Source organism: Citrobacter sp. wls615, assembly GCF_005281355.1.
GTDB classification, from domain to species: Bacteria; Pseudomonadota; Gammaproteobacteria; order Enterobacterales; family Enterobacteriaceae; genus Citrobacter; species Citrobacter werkmanii.
Genome location: NZ_SZXM01000027.1, coordinates 307,720 through 324,277 on the forward strand (window position 1 = coordinate 307,720; position 16,558 = coordinate 324,277).

At 52.5% G+C, this 16,558-nt stretch carries 16 protein-coding genes; 9 read left to right on the forward strand and 7 right to left on the reverse strand.

Annotated elements, in window-relative coordinates; all coding sequences use genetic code 11:
* Positions 1–7: 7 nt before the first annotated feature.
* Positions 8–898, forward strand: a complete 891-nt coding sequence (cyoE, locus tag FDX04_RS11140) for a heme o synthase (protein ID WP_003831005.1) — start codon at positions 8–10, stop codon at positions 896–898.
* Between the two features lie 157 nt (positions 899–1,055).
* On the forward strand, positions 1,056–2,420 hold the full coding sequence (locus FDX04_RS11145) for an MFS transporter (RefSeq protein WP_137360409.1): 1,365 nt from the start codon (positions 1,056–1,058) through the stop codon (positions 2,418–2,420).
* A gap of 79 nt (positions 2,421–2,499) precedes the next feature.
* Here FDX04_RS11145 and FDX04_RS11150 read toward each other — a convergent pair whose 3' ends face one another.
* Positions 2,500–2,991, reverse strand: a complete 492-nt coding sequence (locus tag FDX04_RS11150; protein ID WP_137360408.1) for a YajQ family cyclic di-GMP-binding protein — start codon at positions 2,989–2,991, stop codon at positions 2,500–2,502.
* 174 nt (positions 2,992–3,165) lie between these two features.
* Here FDX04_RS11150 and panE point away from each other — a divergent pair, with 174 nt between their 5' ends.
* Positions 3,166–4,077, forward strand: a complete 912-nt coding sequence (gene panE / locus FDX04_RS11155) for a 2-dehydropantoate 2-reductase (protein ID WP_038638233.1) — start codon at positions 3,166–3,168, stop codon at positions 4,075–4,077.
* Complete coding sequence (gene yajL / locus FDX04_RS11160; RefSeq protein ID WP_079225226.1) at positions 4,040–4,630, forward strand: protein deglycase YajL; 591 nt, start codon at positions 4,040–4,042, stop codon at positions 4,628–4,630. Before panE ends, yajL begins: the two co-directional genes overlap by 38 nt.
* Before the next feature lie 39 nt (positions 4,631–4,669).
* Here the strand turns inward: yajL and FDX04_RS11165 are convergent, their stop codons facing one another.
* From FDX04_RS11165 to FDX04_RS11175, 3 genes are read right to left on the reverse strand one after another with little or no spacing between them, the layout of a single operon-like run.
* Positions 4,670–5,458, reverse strand: a complete 789-nt coding sequence (locus FDX04_RS11165) for a DmsC/YnfH family molybdoenzyme membrane anchor subunit (protein ID WP_137360407.1) — start codon at positions 5,456–5,458, stop codon at positions 4,670–4,672.
* 10 nt (positions 5,459–5,468) lie between these two features.
* On the reverse strand, positions 5,469–6,017 hold the full coding sequence (locus FDX04_RS11170; protein ID WP_170972905.1) for a 4Fe-4S dicluster domain-containing protein: 549 nt from the start codon (positions 6,015–6,017) through the stop codon (positions 5,469–5,471).
* A 2-nt stretch (positions 6,018–6,019) separates the two neighbouring features.
* The gene (locus FDX04_RS11175; protein ID WP_137360406.1) at positions 6,020–8,353 is read right to left on the reverse strand and encodes a molybdopterin-dependent oxidoreductase; all 2,334 of its coding nucleotides are present in this window, start codon (positions 8,351–8,353) and stop codon (positions 6,020–6,022) included.
* A gap of 171 nt (positions 8,354–8,524) precedes the next feature.
* Here FDX04_RS11175 and FDX04_RS11180 point away from each other — a divergent pair, with 171 nt between their 5' ends.
* On the forward strand, positions 8,525–9,220 hold the full coding sequence (locus FDX04_RS11180) for a helix-turn-helix domain-containing protein (RefSeq protein ID WP_137360405.1): 696 nt from the start codon (positions 8,525–8,527) through the stop codon (positions 9,218–9,220).
* Positions 9,221–9,256: 36 nt separating this feature from the next.
* Here the strand turns inward: FDX04_RS11180 and thiI are convergent, their stop codons facing one another.
* On the reverse strand, positions 9,257–10,705 hold the full coding sequence (thiI, locus tag FDX04_RS11185; RefSeq protein WP_137370924.1) for a tRNA uracil 4-sulfurtransferase ThiI: 1,449 nt from the start codon (positions 10,703–10,705) through the stop codon (positions 9,257–9,259).
* A 208-nt stretch (positions 10,706–10,913) separates the two neighbouring features.
* On the opposite strand from thiI, the gene xseB reads away from it, so the two are divergent.
* Genes xseB through yajO form a run of 4 tightly spaced genes read left to right on the forward strand, consistent with a single transcriptional unit; the run spans position 10,914 to position 14,972 of the window.
* Positions 10,914–11,156: an exodeoxyribonuclease VII small subunit gene (gene xseB, locus FDX04_RS11190; protein ID WP_038638224.1), complete on the forward strand. Its 243-nt coding sequence runs from the start codon at positions 10,914–10,916 to the stop codon at positions 11,154–11,156.
* Entirely contained in the window at positions 11,157–12,056 is a 900-nt protein-coding gene (gene ispA, locus FDX04_RS11195; protein WP_137349000.1) for a (2E,6E)-farnesyl diphosphate synthase, read from the forward strand.
* A gap of 24 nt (positions 12,057–12,080) precedes the next feature.
* Positions 12,081–13,943 carry a 1-deoxy-D-xylulose-5-phosphate synthase gene (gene dxs, locus FDX04_RS11200; protein ID WP_137349001.1) on the forward strand — a complete coding sequence of 621 codons (1,863 nt, stop codon included), beginning with the start codon at positions 12,081–12,083 and terminating at the stop codon, positions 13,941–13,943.
* A gap of 54 nt (positions 13,944–13,997) precedes the next feature.
* Positions 13,998–14,972 carry a 1-deoxyxylulose-5-phosphate synthase YajO gene (yajO, locus tag FDX04_RS11205; protein ID WP_137370925.1) on the forward strand — a complete coding sequence of 325 codons (975 nt, stop codon included), beginning with the start codon at positions 13,998–14,000 and terminating at the stop codon, positions 14,970–14,972.
* A gap of 103 nt (positions 14,973–15,075) precedes the next feature.
* On the opposite strand, the gene pgpA is transcribed toward yajO, so the two are convergent.
* A complete protein-coding gene (gene pgpA / locus FDX04_RS11210; RefSeq protein ID WP_006685732.1) occupies positions 15,076–15,594 on the reverse strand; it encodes a phosphatidylglycerophosphatase A in 519 nt (172 codons plus the stop codon).
* Positions 15,572–16,549 (reverse strand): thiamine-phosphate kinase, encoded by a 978-nt coding sequence (gene thiL / locus FDX04_RS11215; protein ID WP_137360401.1) that lies wholly within the window; start codon positions 16,547–16,549, stop codon positions 15,572–15,574. Before thiL ends, pgpA begins: the two co-directional genes overlap by 23 nt.
* Positions 16,550–16,558 lie beyond the last annotated feature (9 nt).

Genomic DNA, 16,558 nt, shown 5'->3' on the forward strand with positions numbered 1-16,558 from the left:
GGCGATTATGATGTTTAAGCAATACCTGCAAGTTACGAAACCAGGCATCATCTTTGGCAACCTGATCTCGGTGATTGGGGGGTTCCTGCTGGCCTCGAAAGGCAGCATCGACTATCCCCTGTTTATCTACACGCTGGTTGGGGTGTCACTGGTTGTGGCGTCGGGTTGTGTATTTAACAACTATATCGACAGGGATATCGACAGGAAGATGGAGAGGACCAAAAACCGCGTGCTGGTTAAAGGTCTGATTTCTCCTGCCGTCTCGCTGGTATACGCCACCTTGCTGGGTATTGCTGGCTTTATGCTGCTGTGGTTTGGCGCCAACCCTCTGGCCTGCTGGCTGGGGGTGATGGGCTTCGTGGTATATGTGGGCGTCTATAGCCTGTATATGAAGCGCCATTCCGTTTACGGGACGCTGATTGGCTCACTCTCCGGCGCTGCGCCGCCGGTGATTGGCTACTGCGCCGTAACCGGTGAGTTCGATAGCGGTGCGCTGATTCTGCTGGCTATTTTCAGCCTGTGGCAAATGCCGCACTCTTACGCGATTGCGATTTTCCGCTTTAAGGATTATCAGGCTGCCAATATCCCGGTACTGCCGGTGGTAAAAGGTATTTCGGTCGCGAAGAACCATATCACGCTGTATATCGTGGCATTTGCTATCGCCACACTGATGCTAACCCTGGGCGGCTATGCAGGTTATAAATACCTGATTGTTGCTGCGGCGGTGAGCGTCTGGTGGTTGGGCATGGCGCTGCGCGGTTATAAAGTGGAAGATGACAGAGTCTGGGCGCGCAAGCTGTTCGGCTTCTCCATCATCGCCATTACCGCACTTTCCGTGATGATGTCCGTCGACTTTATGGTGCCAAACTCGCAGAACCTGCTGACTTACGTCTGGTAAGAATCTGCTTATATGAAAAGGGTGCTCTGGCACCCTTTTTTATTTGTTGTTTTGCATTCCCCCTCTTCTCACAATCACAACATTTGTTAATGAAGCGCATATTTACCCGGCCCTCTTCCCGCTTTACACTAGGCGCGAAATTAATACAGAGGTGGGAATGAACGATTACAAAATGACGCCCGGTGAGTTGCGCGCCACCTGGGGTTTAGGGACCGTATTTTCGTTGCGCATGCTTGGCATGTTTATGGTCCTGCCGGTTCTGACCACGTATGGTATGTCACTACAGGGTGCCAGCGAAGCATTGATCGGACTTGCTATCGGTATTTATGGCCTGGCGCAAGCCATCTTCCAGATCCCCTTTGGTCTGCTTTCAGACCGCATCGGCCGTAAGCCGCTTATTGTCGGCGGACTGGCGGTATTTGTTGTCGGTAGCGTGATTGCCGCCCTCTCAGATTCAATCTGGGGAATTATTCTCGGTCGGGCCCTCCAGGGCTCTGGCGCGATTGCCGCCGCCGTAATGGCGCTGCTGTCCGACTTAACCCGCGAGCAAAACCGAACCAAAGCAATGGCGTTTATTGGCGTCAGCTTTGGTATCACCTTCGCCATTGCGATGGTGCTGGGGCCGATCGTTACCCACGCGCTGGGGCTACACGCGCTGTTCTGGATGATCGCGGCCCTTGCGACAACAGGTATCGTGCTGACTATTTGGGTCGTTCCCAATAGCACGACCCACGTACTGAACCGCGAATCAGGCATGGTAAAAGGCAGCTTCAGCAAAGTGCTGGCGGAACCAAAACTGCTGAAGCTTAACTTCGGCATCATGTGTCTGCACATTTTACTGATGTCCACTTTCGTCGCCTTGCCAGGTCAGTTGGCAAAAGCGGGCTTCCCCGCCGCCGAACACTGGAAAATTTATCTGGTGACGATGCTGCTGTCCTTTTTTTCCGTGGTGCCGTTCATCATTTACGCCGAAGTGAAACGCCGAATGAAACGCGTGTTCCTCGCCTGCGTGTTACTGATTCTTGTCGCAGAAATTGTATTGTGGAGCGCAAACATTCGTTTTTGGGGGCTGATTGCGGGCGTGCAGATATTCTTCCTCGCCTTCAACCTGATGGAAGCCCTACTCCCCTCGCTTATCAGTAAAGAATCTCCGGCGGGCTATAAAGGTACGGCGATGGGCGTTTACTCCACCAGCCAGTTTCTTGGCGTGGCAATTGGCGGCTCGCTGGGCGGTTGGGTAGTCGACATGTTTGATGGTCAGGCGGTATTCCTGGCCGGCGCGCTTCTGGCGGCAGTGTGGTTGTTGGTGGCCAGCACAATGAAAGAACCGCCGTACGTTAGCAGCCTGCGCGTGGAAATCCCACCGGAGATTGCCGCGGATGACACCCTGAAGCAGCGTCTTCTGGCTAAAGAAGGGATAAGCGAAGTATTAATTGTGGCGCAAGAGCATTCGGCTTACGTAAAAATCGACAGCAAAGTGACCAATCGATTCGAAGTTGAGCAGGCGATAAGTCAGGCGTGAAGATTGCAGGATGGCGACGTCTTATCCGGCCTACAAATAGCGTGTACTACCTGTAGGCCGGATAAGCGGGCATTACGACTTAATCGCGGAAGTTCTTAAACTGGAACGGCTGGCCGAGGTCGCCCCCACGAACCAACGCCATGACGGATTGCAGATCGTCACGTGCTTTACCGGTTACACGGATTTCTTCACCCTGAATCTGCGCCTGCACCTTCAGTTTGCTGTCTTTAATCAGCTTAACGATTTTCTTTTGCACCGCGGTTTCGATGCCCTGCTTCAGCTTCGCTTCCACAAACCAGGTTTTACCGCTGTGCACGAAGGTTTCCGGTACGTCCAGCGATGTGCCTTCAATACCGCGTTTCAGTAGCTTGGCACGCAAAATATCCAGCAGTTGATTGACCTGGAAATCAGACTCGCTCAGCACCTTAATCGTCTTATTTGACTCATTCAGCTCAAAAGTCGCTTCAACGCCACGAAAATCAAAGCGTGACTCTACTTCGCGGCTGGCGTTATCCACCGCGTTACGGGCTTCCTGAAGATCAACTTCAGAGACAATATCGAAAGATGGCATCTTTTCCTCTCCCTTCATTTTTGATGCGAAGCATAATACCTGCAAAGTTACCCAACAGACAGCGCTATACTAGGCTGTATCCTTTAATTGTACGCGGAACTGTTACCTGCGAACAATAAAGGGGTACGGCCGATATGGATTAACACCTGGTGCTGTTGCAGGTGAGGAGGAAGAATGAAAATTACCGTACTGGGATGTGGAGCGTTAGGACAGCTGTGGCTTACCACGCTGTGCAAACATGGACATGAGGTGCAAGGGTGGCTACGCGTACCACAGCCCTACTGCAGCGTGAACCTGATCGACACGGATGGATCAGTTTTTAATGAATCCCTGACGGCAAACGACCCCGACTTTTTGGCAAAAAGCGACCTGTTACTGGTTACACTTAAAGCCTGGCAGGTTTCTGATGCGGTAAAAGGTCTGGCCGCAATTCTGCCTGAAACTACCCCCATTTTGCTGATTCACAACGGCATGGGGACGATTGAAGAGCTGCAAAACATTAAACAGCCTCTGCTGATGGGCACCACCACCCACGCGGCACGTCGCGACGGAAATGTCATCATTCATGTCGCTCAGGGCACAACGCGCATCGGTCCGGCGCGTGAGCAGGACGGTGATTTCAGCTATCTGGCTGAAACACTGCAAGAAGTACTACCGGATGTCGCCTGGCATAATAATATTCGCGCCGAACTGTGGCGCAAACTGGCCGTAAACTGCGTCATTAATCCGCTGACGGCGCTCTGGGACTGCCCAAACGGCGAACTGCGTCAGCATCCGGAAAAAATAGCGCTAATCTGTGAGGAAGTAGCAGCGGTTATTGAACGCGAAGGCCACCACACATCAGCGGATGATTTACGCTATTATGTCGAGCAAGTCATTGACAGTACGGCAGAAAATATCTCATCAATGCTGCAGGATATTCGTGCCATGCGCCATACAGAGATCGACTATATTACCGGTTACCTGTTAAAACGCGCCCGCGCGCACGGCATCGCCGTCCCGGAAAATGCCCACCTGTTTGAAATGGTAAAGAGAAAGGAAAGTGAGTATGAGCGCTCAAGCACTGGTTTGTCTCGCCCCTGGTAGTGAAGAGACCGAAGCAGTCACCACTATCGATCTGCTGGTTCGCGGCGGAATTAAGGTCACTACAGCAAGCGTCGCCAGCGATGGCGGCCTGACGATTGTGTGCTCACGCGGAGTGAAACTGCTGGCTGACGCACCGTTGGTTGAAGTTGCTGACGGCGATTTCGACATCATCGTATTGCCTGGCGGCATTAAAGGCGCGGAGTGTTTTCGCGACAGCCCTCTGCTTATCGAAACCGTGAAGCAGTTTCATCGTTCCGGACGTATTGTCGCAGCCATTTGCGCCGCTGCCGCCACCGTACTTGTCCCACACGATATCTTCCCCATCGGAAATATGACGGGTTTCCCGGCGTTGAAGGACAAAATCCCCGCAGAACAATGGCAAGACAAGCGTGTCGTGTGGGATCCGCGCGTCAACCTGTTAACCAGCCAGGGTCCGGGAACATCGATTGATTTTGGTTTAAAAATCATTGATCTACTGGTAAGCCGCGAAAAGGCTCATGAAGTGGCGTCACAGCTGGTAATTGCGGCGGGAATTTATAACTACTACGAGTAAGAATGATTGCCGGATGGTTTCAACCATCCGGTAAAATATTTAAAACCAAGGCACTCCGCTCATAACGTTGCTATAAAACAACATTCTTCCCGCCAGTTCCCCCGTCGCCATTAATACGACCCATAACCAACTCTGTTGGCCGTATTTCAGACGCGATATTCCCCACACAGCAACGCAGATACTGGCAAATAGCTGCCACCATAGCAGAGGACTTGACGCATCAGCGCCAGGCACATGATAGCGAAACCACAACCCGCCTGCCGTCAACACGATTCCAATGATGATCCCTGCATTACACACCGTTGAAGAGGATTTATGCCAATAGCCACCCGCCACCGCCACACTCATAAAACCCAGCAATACTGCCGTTGCCAGGAAGCCAAGCGGCGTAGCTATGGTATGCCAAAGCGAGTGCAGCGCCATTTGGTAATACACCTGAGACGTCACAAAAATTGACACCAGGCCAACAAGCGCAGTCACACCACCCAGAAGATTCGCCCCTGGATGCCCAAGCTTGAGCCAACATAACACTAACCAGCAAAATATCACGGCATTCAATACTATAAATGCCACTACTTCCCGACTCAGCCAAGATATTCCCAACCCTGCCATTGAACGGTATGCGCCTGTAGGTGTTCCCAGGTGTGCAAGGGATGCCAAAGAACCCAGCACAGTGATGACCCAAAATAGCAGCGCAAGCCGACGATATTGTTCAGCATTAAATTTCAGCGTGCCAAAATTCTGACACAACGTTAGTGCCAGGACACCGCCAATCCCCCATTGAGCAAAGACCGTAAAAAAGACTAATGGCAATTCATAGTGTTCCATTTCTCTCTCCTCAGTCCCGTGGCGCAATAATTACAATATTGGGCTTACTGATGTTGTGATCGGGTAAGTTGTAGCGCTTCTCTAGCACAGTCCATTGGGTGGTATGCTCTTTGCGGAGATCTTCTATCTCACCAAATCGCAAAACCCCCGCAGGGCAAGATTCAACACAGCGTGGTTGCAAACCTTCATCCAGGCGTTCCGCACACAGATTACATTTACTGGTTTTCCCCTCTTCCGCATCGTAAACCGGCGCGCTCCAGGGGCAAGCCATAATACACATCCGGCAACCGATACAACGTTCGTGATCCTGTACAACAATCCCGTCAGCTCGTTTGGTATAAGTCCCGGCCGGGCACACTTTCATGCACTGAGGATCATCGCAATGGTTACACGACATGCTGATAAACGCTTGAGTATTAGGTTCATCCGTATTGCGCTCGCGCACTCGGCGCCATAACACACCAAGCGGCGTCATATTTTCTGACTTGCAAGCCATGCTGCAGGTTTTACAGCCATAGCAGTTTTGCATATCAATAAGAAATCCATACTGTTTCGTCATGATTATGCCTCCCTTCTCACGTCAACCAACGTGCTGTTACAACAGTGTCCATTACCCAACAGCTCTACCTGATCGTTGGTGACATGGCTGCTACTTCCTCCCTGTTGCTCCCACCAGCCATTATCCAGGCTTACAACTCCCCGTTTTATATGCGTTGTTACGTCGGCAATAGCCCTGTGCTCTCCACGGTGATTGAAGACCACGACCCATTCCCCGGCCTGGATCTGACGATTATGAGCATCTTCAGGGTGGATCATAACGTTTGGACGATTACGCTGAACCTCAAGGATCCATTCATTCATACCGTGGCTCGAATGTACGCTACGTGCCAGTTTGCGCTGTACCGCCATTAACGGATAATGACTTGCCAGTTCAGGTGAACCTTTCACTGACTCTTTCACCTGTTTCCAGGTTACCACCGGCAGGAAGTCTTTTTTTGCCCACTCCTCAATATAGAAATGTGCCTTTCCGGTTGAAGTACAAAACTGCCCATCCTTAAAGGGAATCCAGTCTTCTTTAACGGGGCATACCGGCCCTTTTTTAAGCATCTCACGGGTGATGCCTGACCCCTTGAGGCAAGCATCAATGTAATGTTCAATAGGCTGGTTAAAAACTTCACCAAATCCAAAACGCTCGGCCAGGCGCGCAAAAATCCAGTAATCAGGTTTAGCTTCTCCCGGGGGCTCCACCGCTTTTTCCATCAACTGTACATAATGGCTACGGACCCCCGCCATTAAACTGACATCTTCAAAAATGGTCGTCACGGGAAGTACCAGATCGGCATACAGTGCAGACGAACTCATCAGGTTGTCCGCCACCACCACAAATGGCACTTTTTTAAAGGCTTCTCGGACCTGATTTGTATTCGGCAACTGCGTCATCGCCCCCAGCGTCATGTTCCACCAGAATTTAATCGGATGTGGTTTTTCGTGAACGATCCAGTCTCCAATTTTGGAAATGGGGATCGATGGGATTTTGGCAGCATTTGGCGCGGGGGGGATAATGGGCGAAAATTTCGCCATCTGCCTGACCCCGCCCGCATCACAGACCCCTGCACCAGGCTTACCGATATTGCCGGTTATCAGCGCCAGATAGAATTGGCTGGCGGCAACGTAAGTGCCAAACTCAGTTCTCTGCGCACCAGACATATTCTGAATAATCATCGCAGGTTGCGTGGAAGCATAGTCTCGTGCCAGGCGTAACACCGTTTGCGCTGGCACATCCGTTTCCTGCTCAACTTTCTGTGTCGTCCAGGGCTTCGCCTGCGCCCAAACGTTATCCAGTACGGTAGTAAAATCACTCCCGTTGGGCAGTTCATCATTTAGCAATGCAGGAAGAACGCCCGGCACATCATGTCGCTTCACGCTTTGTGTCAGAGTATCAAACACCAGATAACTGTCTGCATCATGCGGATCGGCTCGCATTAGTTTCTGCTTAGCATCCACCAAATAAACTGCGCCGGTATGTTTTCGCAGAAAATTTGCATCATAGCGCTTCTCCTGCATAATGATGTTGATCATCCCTAGCGCCAGCGCGATATCCGTTCCCGGCACAATAGGCACCCACTCATCCGCTTTTGCTGCGGTTTCGTTAAATCGGGGATCGATTACCACCATTCGCGCTCCGTTACGCTGCGCATTTGAATAATCTTTGAAGTAAGCATGCATCGTAATGGCCGGGTTGTTCCCCCAGCAAAGGATATAGCGACTTTCCTTTATTGTGTCGCGGGTATCAGCATACCGTAAGCCCACCATTGGCATCATCGCAGCAGTGACGGCTGCGCAGCATAACGAACCAACATGTTTTGTCGATCCGCCAAGATAATCAAAAAATGCCTTCCCCATATCATTTTTGATAGAGTCCATATTCCCTGAAGCTGCTGTTAGCAACAGGCCTTTATTGCCATCGGTAGCGATCGTTTCTCTGATTTTCTTTTCAATAAGCTCAAGCGCGGCATCCCAAGAAATCGGCTTAAATTTTCCTTCACCTTTTTCTCCCGTACGCAGCAAGGGTTGCGTCAGTCGTAGCGGGTGATACACCCATTTCGTTCGGCTAATCCCTCGTAAACAACATTTCACGTTAAAGCCTTTTGTCGCTTCAATTTTCATCAAACGATCTTTCCAGACATATGCCGTCAGGTTGCAATGCAAACATTCCATTGCACAGGTCGAACGAAATGTCTGGTAATCCGATTGCTGCAGACGAAACCGAGGCAGCGGTGCGCCATTGACCTGACGCAACCCTAGAAAGGTTGGACCTAATGAAGCCAGCCCCACCACACCTAGCCCTTTTAACAGGGTTCTTCTTTTTAAACGTATATTGCTCAAAGCATCCATGATCTTTCCTCCAATAAAGTTCATCATTAGTGAACTAAAATTCACCAATAATTAACTTGAGGTGAGTCATGATCTAATCATTTAGAGGTAACGATCTTTTTGAACTATGAAAGCAGCACTGCTTTCTGAACTCAATGATATAATCGAGAAGTATTTAATAAGAGAACGCATATGACTGAAACATCACAAGGGATTAATTCGGTTGATATAGCCGTCAGCATTTTGACATTTGTCGCCAGTCAGAATGGTCAAGCGAGGGCAATCGATATCGCTACTGGGTGTGGTTTGTCGAAAAGCCGTTTACATAAATATCTTATCTCACTTTGTCGCACCGGCATGCTATGCCAAAACGAAAAAGGGCTTTACTGCCTGGGAGCAACCACACTACAACTGACTGGAGGCCAAACCGGCGCACGCGACGCAATTGACGAGCTCAATACTATGCTGGTCACTTTTCGCGATACCTTTAACCACTCCACCGGGGTCGTCGTTGCTTCTGAAAATGGATTAATACTCAAACACTACAATCGCAGCTTTCGAAACGTCGATATCGATTTTCTGCCCAATACGCAGGTTCCACTTCATGCCAGTGCTGCTGGGCAAATTTTTATGAGCTTTTCTGATTATCAGGCGAAAAATCTGGCGCAGAAACAGTTGATTAGACAAATAATATCGCAGGGATACGCCGTGCGTTACAACCCAACTCAGGGGATCCCTGGAGCGCAATCTATCGCTTGTCCGCTTCAGAATAGTAAAGGTGAGCTCATTGCAATTGCTGTAACAATGGGTTTTTTTAGTGCCGAAGCCATTCCGCAAATTGCCAACCAACTGGTCAACAGCATAGCATCACTTCAGCCACAAGATTAGCGAAGCCCCGGCGCATAAAGCCGGGGCAGGCCTCAATTACGGGCGGTACACCTTCACGTTTTCAAAGCCCTGCTCGCGCAGATACAGCGCCTGCAGGCGGCTCATCACCCCGCGTTCACACCACAGCAGCCAGGTTTTACTCTGGTCCAAATCACCGAATTTAGTGCTCAGTTTGTAGAACGGCAGAGAAACCACGTCCACACCGTCAACTTTCAGCGGTTTGTCATCCTGTTCATCCACAGAACGGATATCCAGAATCACGTCGTTTGAGCCGAAACCACTCACGGTTTCCACTTCCACCACGGTCTGCTGAGTCTGCTGGGCGATATCGCGAATATCGATATTGTTCGCTTCTTCGACCACTTTATCGAGGATAGAGAAATCGAAGTTTTCTTCTTCGGCCTCAATCTTCGCTTTAATCGCCTTCACCGTTGGGCTTTTTGAAATAACGCCGCAGTATTCCGGCATGGTACGCGCAAAGTCCTCGGTACCAATTTCACGCGCCAGGTTGATGATGTGCTCTTTATCATGGGAGATAAGCGGGCGCAGGATCAGGGTATCCGAAACGTTATCAATCAGGCGCAGGTTGGTCAGCGTCTGGCTGGACACCTGGCCCAACGCTTCACCGGTTACCAGTGCCTGTACGCCGTAGCGCTCAGCGACTTTCGACGCCGCACGTACCATCATACGTTTAAGGACCACGCCCATCTGACCGTCGTCGACTTTCTCCAGGATCTCGCCCACCACCGGCTCAAAGTTGATCGCGACAAAACGCACGCGATGCGAGCTACCGTAGCGGTTCCACAGATAATGCGCCACCTGACGAACGCCGATTTCATGCGCGGCGCCGCCGAGGTTAAAGAAGCAATAGTGTACGCGGCAGCCGCGACGCATCAGCATGTAGCTGGATACGCCGGAGTCGAAACCACCGGAGATCAGCGACAGGACGTCTTCCTGCGTACCAATCGGGAAACCGCCAATACCTTCATAGCGGCCTTTAACCAGCAGCAGACGATCATTTTCGATTTCAAGATTTACCGTAACATCCGGTTTCGTCAGCTTCACGCGCGCGGATTCAATATGCTGGTTCAACCCGCCGCCAACATAACGTTCCACCTCAATGGAGCTAAACTCATGCTTACCGCGACGCTTAACGCGTACGCAGAAGGTTTTTCCTTCCAGTTGATCGCGATACTGCACCAGCGCTTTCTCGAAAATATCGTGCATGTCGGTAAACGGCACGTCTTCTACTTCGAGAATATGGTGGATACCCGGAATACGGGTCAGCGCGTCGCGAATATCCAGGCGCTGGCTTTCATCTTTAGCGCGAACCTCAACGTGATCCCAGTGACGGACAACGGCAAGGTCTTCATCGTAGTGCTTTAAAACGTTACGAATGTTCCCTGTCAGAATTTTTATAAAGCGCAAACGCACAGATTGGCTTTTGATGGTGATTTCTGGGAACAATTTAATGATAAACTTCATGGCGGCAATGGTTCTTTGGCAAGTCTGAATGACTTGTAATGGAAAAAAATACAGCAGCCCATACCCTGCGGCTGCATCCAGGCGCGCAAGTATACCACCATCATGGTCATCCTGTGCACATCGCCTTACCATTGCGCGTTATTTGCTTATCAGTACGAGTCCGTTACCATAGTCTTGTGCTGCCAATACAGAGAGTCAGACATTCATTATGCCGAAGAAAAATGAAGCGCCAGCCAGTTTTGAAACAGCGCTGAGCGAGCTGGAACAGATTGTTACCCGCCTGGAAAGCGGCGACCTGCCGCTGGAAGAAGCGCTGAACGAATTCGAACGTGGCGTACAACTGGCGCGTCAGGGACAGGTCAAATTGCAACAGGCTGAACAGCGCGTACAAATCCTGCTGTCAGACACCGAAGACGCCGCCCTTACGCCTTTTACACCGGATAATGAGTAAATGGATTTTACGCAGCAGCTACAGGCTTGCGTTGAGCAGGCCAACCAGGCACTGAGCCGTTTTATCGCGCCACTGCCCTTTCAGAACACTCCCGTGGTCGAAACCATGCAATATGGCGCATTATTAGGCGGTAAACGTCTGCGCCCATTCCTGGTGTATGCGACCGGTCAGATGTTTGGCGTCAGCCTGAGTACGCTTGATGCTCCCGCTGCCGCCGTCGAGTGCATCCATGCCTATTCGCTGATGCATGATGATTTACCCGCGATGGACGACGATGACCTGCGCCGCGGTCTGCCAACCTGCCACGTAAAATTTGGCGAGGCAAACGCGATCCTGGCCGGAGATGCGCTGCAAACGCTGGCGTTTTCCATTATCAGCGACGCGCCCATGCCAGAAGTCACCGACCGGGACCGCATCGCGATGATCTCTGAACTGGCCCAGGCCAGCGGTATCGCCGGTATGTGCGGTGGCCAGGCGCTGGATCTGGAAGCGGAAGGTCAGCAGGTTGCGCTGGATGCGCTGGAGCGTATTCACCGCCATAAAACCGGGGCGTTGATTCGCGCCGCCGTGCGTCTGGGGGCATTAAGCGCAGGCGATAAAGGGCGAGAATGCCTGCCAATTCTCGACAAATACGCAGAAAGCATCGGTCTGGCCTTCCAGGTTCAGGATGACATACTGGATGTGGTAGGCGATACTGCAACATTGGGTAAACGTCAGGGTGCTGACCAGCAGCTTGGCAAAAGTACCTATCCTGCACTTCTGGGTCTTGAGCAAGCCCGGAATAAAGCCCGGGATTTAATCGAGGATGCCCGCCAGTCGCTAAATTTGCTGGCCGCGCAGTCACTCGATACCTCGGCACTGGAAGCGCTAGCGGACTACATAATCCAGCGTGATAAATAAACCAACATATCCCATGAGCTTGCGATGAGTTTTGATATAGCCAAATACCCGACCCTGGCGCTGGTCGACTCCACCCAGGAGTTACGCCTACTGCCAAAAGAGAGTCTGCCAAAGCTTTGCGACGAACTGCGCCGCTATTTGCTCGACAGCGTGAGCCGTTCCAGCGGGCACTTCGCCTCTGGTCTGGGCACGGTGGAACTTACCGTCGCGCTGCATTACGTCTATAACACCCCGTTTGACCAGTTAATCTGGGATGTGGGACATCAGGCTTATCCGCACAAAATTCTGACCGGACGCCGCGATAAAATCGGCACCATTCGTCAGAAAGGCGGTTTACATCCGTTCCCGTGGCGCGGTGAGAGCGAGTATGACGTACTGAGCGTTGGGCACTCTTCAACGTCTATTAGCGCTGGCATTGGTATTGCGGTTGCCGCCGAGAAAGAAGGCAAAGATCGTCGTACCGTTTGTGTGATTGGCGACGGCGCTATCACCGCCGGGATGGCGTTTGAAGCGATGAACCATGCGGGTGATATTAAGCCCGATATGCTGGTTATCCTCAACGACAACGAAATGTCGATTTCAGAGAACGTCGGCGCGCTGAATAATCACCTGGCGCAACTGCTCTCTGGCAAACTCTACTCCTCGCTGCGCGAAGGCGGGAAGAAAGTCTTCTCCGGCGTACCACCGATTAAAGAACTACTCAAACGTACCGAAGAACACATTAAAGGCATGGTCGTGCCGGGCACGCTGTTTGAAGAGCTGGGCTTTAACTATATCGGCCCGGTGGACGGGCACGACGTGCTGGGACTTATCACCACGCTGAAGAACATGCGCGATCTTAAAGGTCCACAGTTCCTGCACATCATGACCAAAAAAGGTCGTGGCTATGAGCCAGCGGAAAAAGACCCTATCACATTCCACGCCGTACCCAAATTCGATCCATCCAGCGGCTGTCTGCCGAAAAGCAGCGGCGGCCTGCCGAGCTATTCAAAAATCTTCGGTGACTGGTTGTGCGAGACCGCGGCGAAAGACAACAAGCTGATGGCGATCACCCCGGCGATGCGCGAAGGCTCCGGTATGGTGGAATTCTCACGTAAGTTCCCGGACCGCTACTTCGATGTGGCGATTGCCGAGCAGCACGCAGTGACCTTTGCAGCAGGTCTGGCGATTGGCGGCTACAAGCCGGTCGTGGCTATTTACTCTACCTTCCTGCAACGCGCCTACGATCAGGTGCTGCATGATGTGGCCATCCAGAAACTGCCGGTACTGTTCGCCGTTGACCGGGCTGGTATCGTTGGCGCTGATGGGCAAACCCACCAGGGGGCGTTCGATCTCTCCTTCCTGCGCTGCATCCCGGAAATGGTCATCATGACCCCGAGCGATGAGAACGAATGCCGCCAGATGCTGTTTACCGGCTATCACTACAACAATGGGCCATCGGTCGTGCGCTATCCACGCGGTAATGCGGTGGGCGTTGAGCTGACCCCGCTGGAACAGCTGCCAATCGGTAAAGGCATCGTGAAACGTCACGGGGAAAAAGTGGCAATTCTTAACTTTGGTACCCTGATGCCGGAAGCCGCTCAGGTCGCAGAGTCGTTGAACGCCACGCTGGTCGACATGCGCTTTGTGAAACCGCTGGATGAAACGTTGATCCTCGAGATGGCAGCCCAACACGACGTGCTGGTTACCATTGAAGAAAACGCCATTATGGGCGGCGCAGGCAGTGGCGTAAACGAAGTGCTGATGGCCCATCGCAAGCCCGTTCCGGTGCTGAACATTGGCCTGCCTGACTTCTTCATCCCGCAAGGCACTCAGGATGAGGCTCGCGCCGATCTGGGTCTTGATGCCGCTGGCATTGAGGCCAAAATCAAGGCCTGGCTGGCATAATCCCCTCCCCGCTCCTGCTATGCTTAATGAATAACACGCTAAGCAGGAGCGAATATGCAATACAACACTTTAGGAAAAACCGACCTCCGGGTCTCCCGCCTTTGCCTGGGCTGCATGACGTTTGGCGAACCCAATCGCGGTAATCACGCCTGGACGCTGCCTGAAGAGAGCAGCCGCCCGATAATCAAACGCGCCCTTGAGGGCGGCATTAACTTTTTCGATACTGCCAACAGCTACTCCGCTGGCAGCAGCGAAGAGATTGTCGGCCGCGCGCTGCGTGATTTCGCCCGTCGTGATGAGGTGGTGGTGGCGACAAAAGTGTTCCATCAGGTTGACGATCTGCCGGAAGGCTTATCCCGTGCACAAATCCTGCGCTCAATCGACGACAGCCTCAGACGCCTGGGCATGGACTATGTGGACATCCTGCAAATTCACCGTTGGGATTACAACACGCCAATCGAAGAAACGCTGGAAGCCCTCAACGACGTAGTAAAAGCCGGTAAAGCTCGCTATATCGGTGCCTCGTCAATGCACGCTTCGCAGTTTGCTCAGGCGCTGGCCCTACAGAAGCAACACGGCTGGGCGCAGTTCGTCAGCATGCAGGATCACTACAACCTGATCTACCGCGAAGAAGAACGCGAAATGCTGCCGCTCTGCTATCAGGAAGGCGTCGCGGTGATCCCATGGAGTCCGCTGGCACGCGGTCGTCTGACCCGCCCGTGGGGAGAAACAACCGCTCGCCTGGTTTCCGATGAAGTTGGTAAAAATTTATACAGCGAGAGCGACGAAAACGACGCGCAAATTGCCGCACGGCTGGCTGGCGTCAGCGAAGAGCTGGGCGTCACGCGGGCGCAGGTCGCGCTGGCATGGCTGCTGAGCAAACCGGGGGTGGCAGCGCCGATTATCGGCACATCGCGCGAGGAACAGCTGGATGAGTTGCTTAATGCGGTGGATTTAACGCTGAAGCCGGAACAAATTGCCGAACTGGAAACACCGTACAAACAGCATCCGGTGGTGGGGTTTAAATAATCTGCCATTGCCCGATGGCGCTGCGCTTATCGGGCCTACGAAATCGACATATTGTTGGGACGTAGGCCGGATAAGGCGTTTACGCCGCCATCCGGCAAACCCTTTAAATGATGCCTACCGGCCAGTGATGACCGATAAAATATAAAATTCCGGCAGAGAGTATCCCGGCGACAATATCGTCGATCATGATCCCAGTTCCACCATGCACATTGCGATCGAACCAACGGATCGGCCACGGTTTCCACATATCCAGAATACGGAAAATCACAAATCCGGCGGCAACCCACTGCCAGTCGAGGGTCGGTAGCGCCATCAGGGTTATCCACATCCCAACAAACTCGTCCCAGACAATGCTGCCATGATCGTGCACGCCCATGTCTTTCGCCGTTTGATGACACAGGTAAACGCCGATACAGATCGACAGCATGACCACCAGCGAATACAGCTGCCATGGCAGAAACGTCATTAAATACCAAAAAGGGATCGCCGCCAGCGATCCCATGGTGCCAGGAATAATGGGACTCAACCCGCTACCAAAACCGGTGGCTAACAGGTGCCACGGATTGCGCATACTCAGGCGGCTTTTGGCGACATCTTTTTTAAGGCGCGGCAAAATGGTCATATCCTTTCCAGTCGAACGTGACGGGTTTTCCATCGCGCGTAAAATGAACGCCTTCCACATCCGCACTCATCTGCCCGATGCAGGTAAACGAGGTCCCGAGGTGCGCCAGCGCAACGTCCAGCGCGCCACGGTTGATTTCCGGTACGGTAAAGCATAACTCATAATCTTCACCACCCGAGAGCGCCCAGCGCAGCGCCTGTTCCGGCTCAACATGTTGGGCGAACGCCGCGGAATAAGGCAGCGCGTCGACGTTAACCCGTGCGCCGCAGCCGCTGGCATTGACGATATGCCCCAGATCGGAAATCAGGCCGTCGGAGAGATCGATAGCCGCACTGGCCAGATCGCGCAGGGCTTGTCCCTGTAAAATACGCGGGGTTGGGCGCAGGTGGCGTTGCAGCAGATACTCCGCGTCTTTTGGATCAGTCACCTGCAAGCGGTCCTGCAAAATCGCCAGCCCCGCCGCACTGTCGCCCGGCGTGCCGGTCACATAAATCCAGTCGCCCGGTTTTGCCCCGGAACGTTTTAAGGCACGCCCAACGGGAACGTAGCCATGAATACCCAACGTCATCGACAGCGGTCCACGCGTGGTATCACCGCCAATCAGCTGCATATCGTAGTAATTAAGGAGTTCAAACAGGCCATCGCTGAAAGCTTCAAGCCAGGCTTCATCAACGTCAGGTAACGTGAGCGCCAGCGTCAACCACGCAGGATCGGCACCCATCGCCGCCAGATCGCTCAAATTCACCGCCAGGGCTTTCCAGGCCAGATCGGTAGGATCAATGTCGGGGAGGAAGTGATTGCCTGCCACCAGCGTATCGGTACTGATCGCCAATGTCTGTTTTTCAGGGATGTTCAGGAGTGCGCAATCGTCGCCAATACCGGTTTCGACATCAAGACGAGACGTTCTTACGCGATCAAAATAACGGGCAATCAGGGAAAATTCGCCGCATGCCATACGTTATGC

Bases quoted from the DNA above. Each gene is read 5' to 3' on its own strand.
- panE (WP_038638233.1), top strand. From the start codon at position 3,166: ATGAAAATTACCGTACTGGGATGTGGAGCGTTAGGACAGCTGTGGCTT.
- dxs (WP_137349001.1), top strand. From the start codon at position 12,081: ATGAGTTTTGATATAGCCAAATACCCGACCCTGGCGCTGGTCGACTCC.
- cyoE (WP_003831005.1), top strand. From the start codon at position 8: ATGATGTTTAAGCAATACCTGCAAGTTACGAAACCAGGCATCATCTTT.
- yajO (WP_137370925.1), top strand. From the start codon at position 13,998: ATGCAATACAACACTTTAGGAAAAACCGACCTCCGGGTCTCCCGCCTT.
- thiL (WP_137360401.1), bottom strand. From the start codon at position 16,549: ATGGCATGCGGCGAATTTTCCCTGATTGCCCGTTATTTTGATCGCGTA.
- FDX04_RS11175 (WP_137360406.1), bottom strand. From the start codon at position 8,353: ATGGATGCTTTGAGCAATATACGTTTAAAAAGAAGAACCCTGTTAAAA.
- FDX04_RS11180 (WP_137360405.1), top strand. From the start codon at position 8,525: ATGACTGAAACATCACAAGGGATTAATTCGGTTGATATAGCCGTCAGC.
- yajL (WP_079225226.1), top strand. From the start codon at position 4,040: ATGAGCGCTCAAGCACTGGTTTGTCTCGCCCCTGGTAGTGAAGAGACC.
- thiI (WP_137370924.1), bottom strand. From the start codon at position 10,705: ATGAAGTTTATCATTAAATTGTTCCCAGAAATCACCATCAAAAGCCAA.
- pgpA (WP_006685732.1), bottom strand. From the start codon at position 15,594: ATGACCATTTTGCCGCGCCTTAAAAAAGATGTCGCCAAAAGCCGCCTG.
- FDX04_RS11165 (WP_137360407.1), bottom strand. From the start codon at position 5,458: ATGGAACACTATGAATTGCCATTAGTCTTTTTTACGGTCTTTGCTCAA.
- xseB (WP_038638224.1), top strand. From the start codon at position 10,914: ATGCCGAAGAAAAATGAAGCGCCAGCCAGTTTTGAAACAGCGCTGAGC.
- FDX04_RS11145 (WP_137360409.1), top strand. From the start codon at position 1,056: ATGAACGATTACAAAATGACGCCCGGTGAGTTGCGCGCCACCTGGGGT.
- FDX04_RS11150 (WP_137360408.1), bottom strand. From the start codon at position 2,991: ATGCCATCTTTCGATATTGTCTCTGAAGTTGATCTTCAGGAAGCCCGT.
- FDX04_RS11170 (WP_170972905.1), bottom strand. From the start codon at position 6,017: ATGACGAAACAGTATGGATTTCTTATTGATATGCAAAACTGCTATGGC.
- ispA (WP_137349000.1), top strand. From the start codon at position 11,157: ATGGATTTTACGCAGCAGCTACAGGCTTGCGTTGAGCAGGCCAACCAG.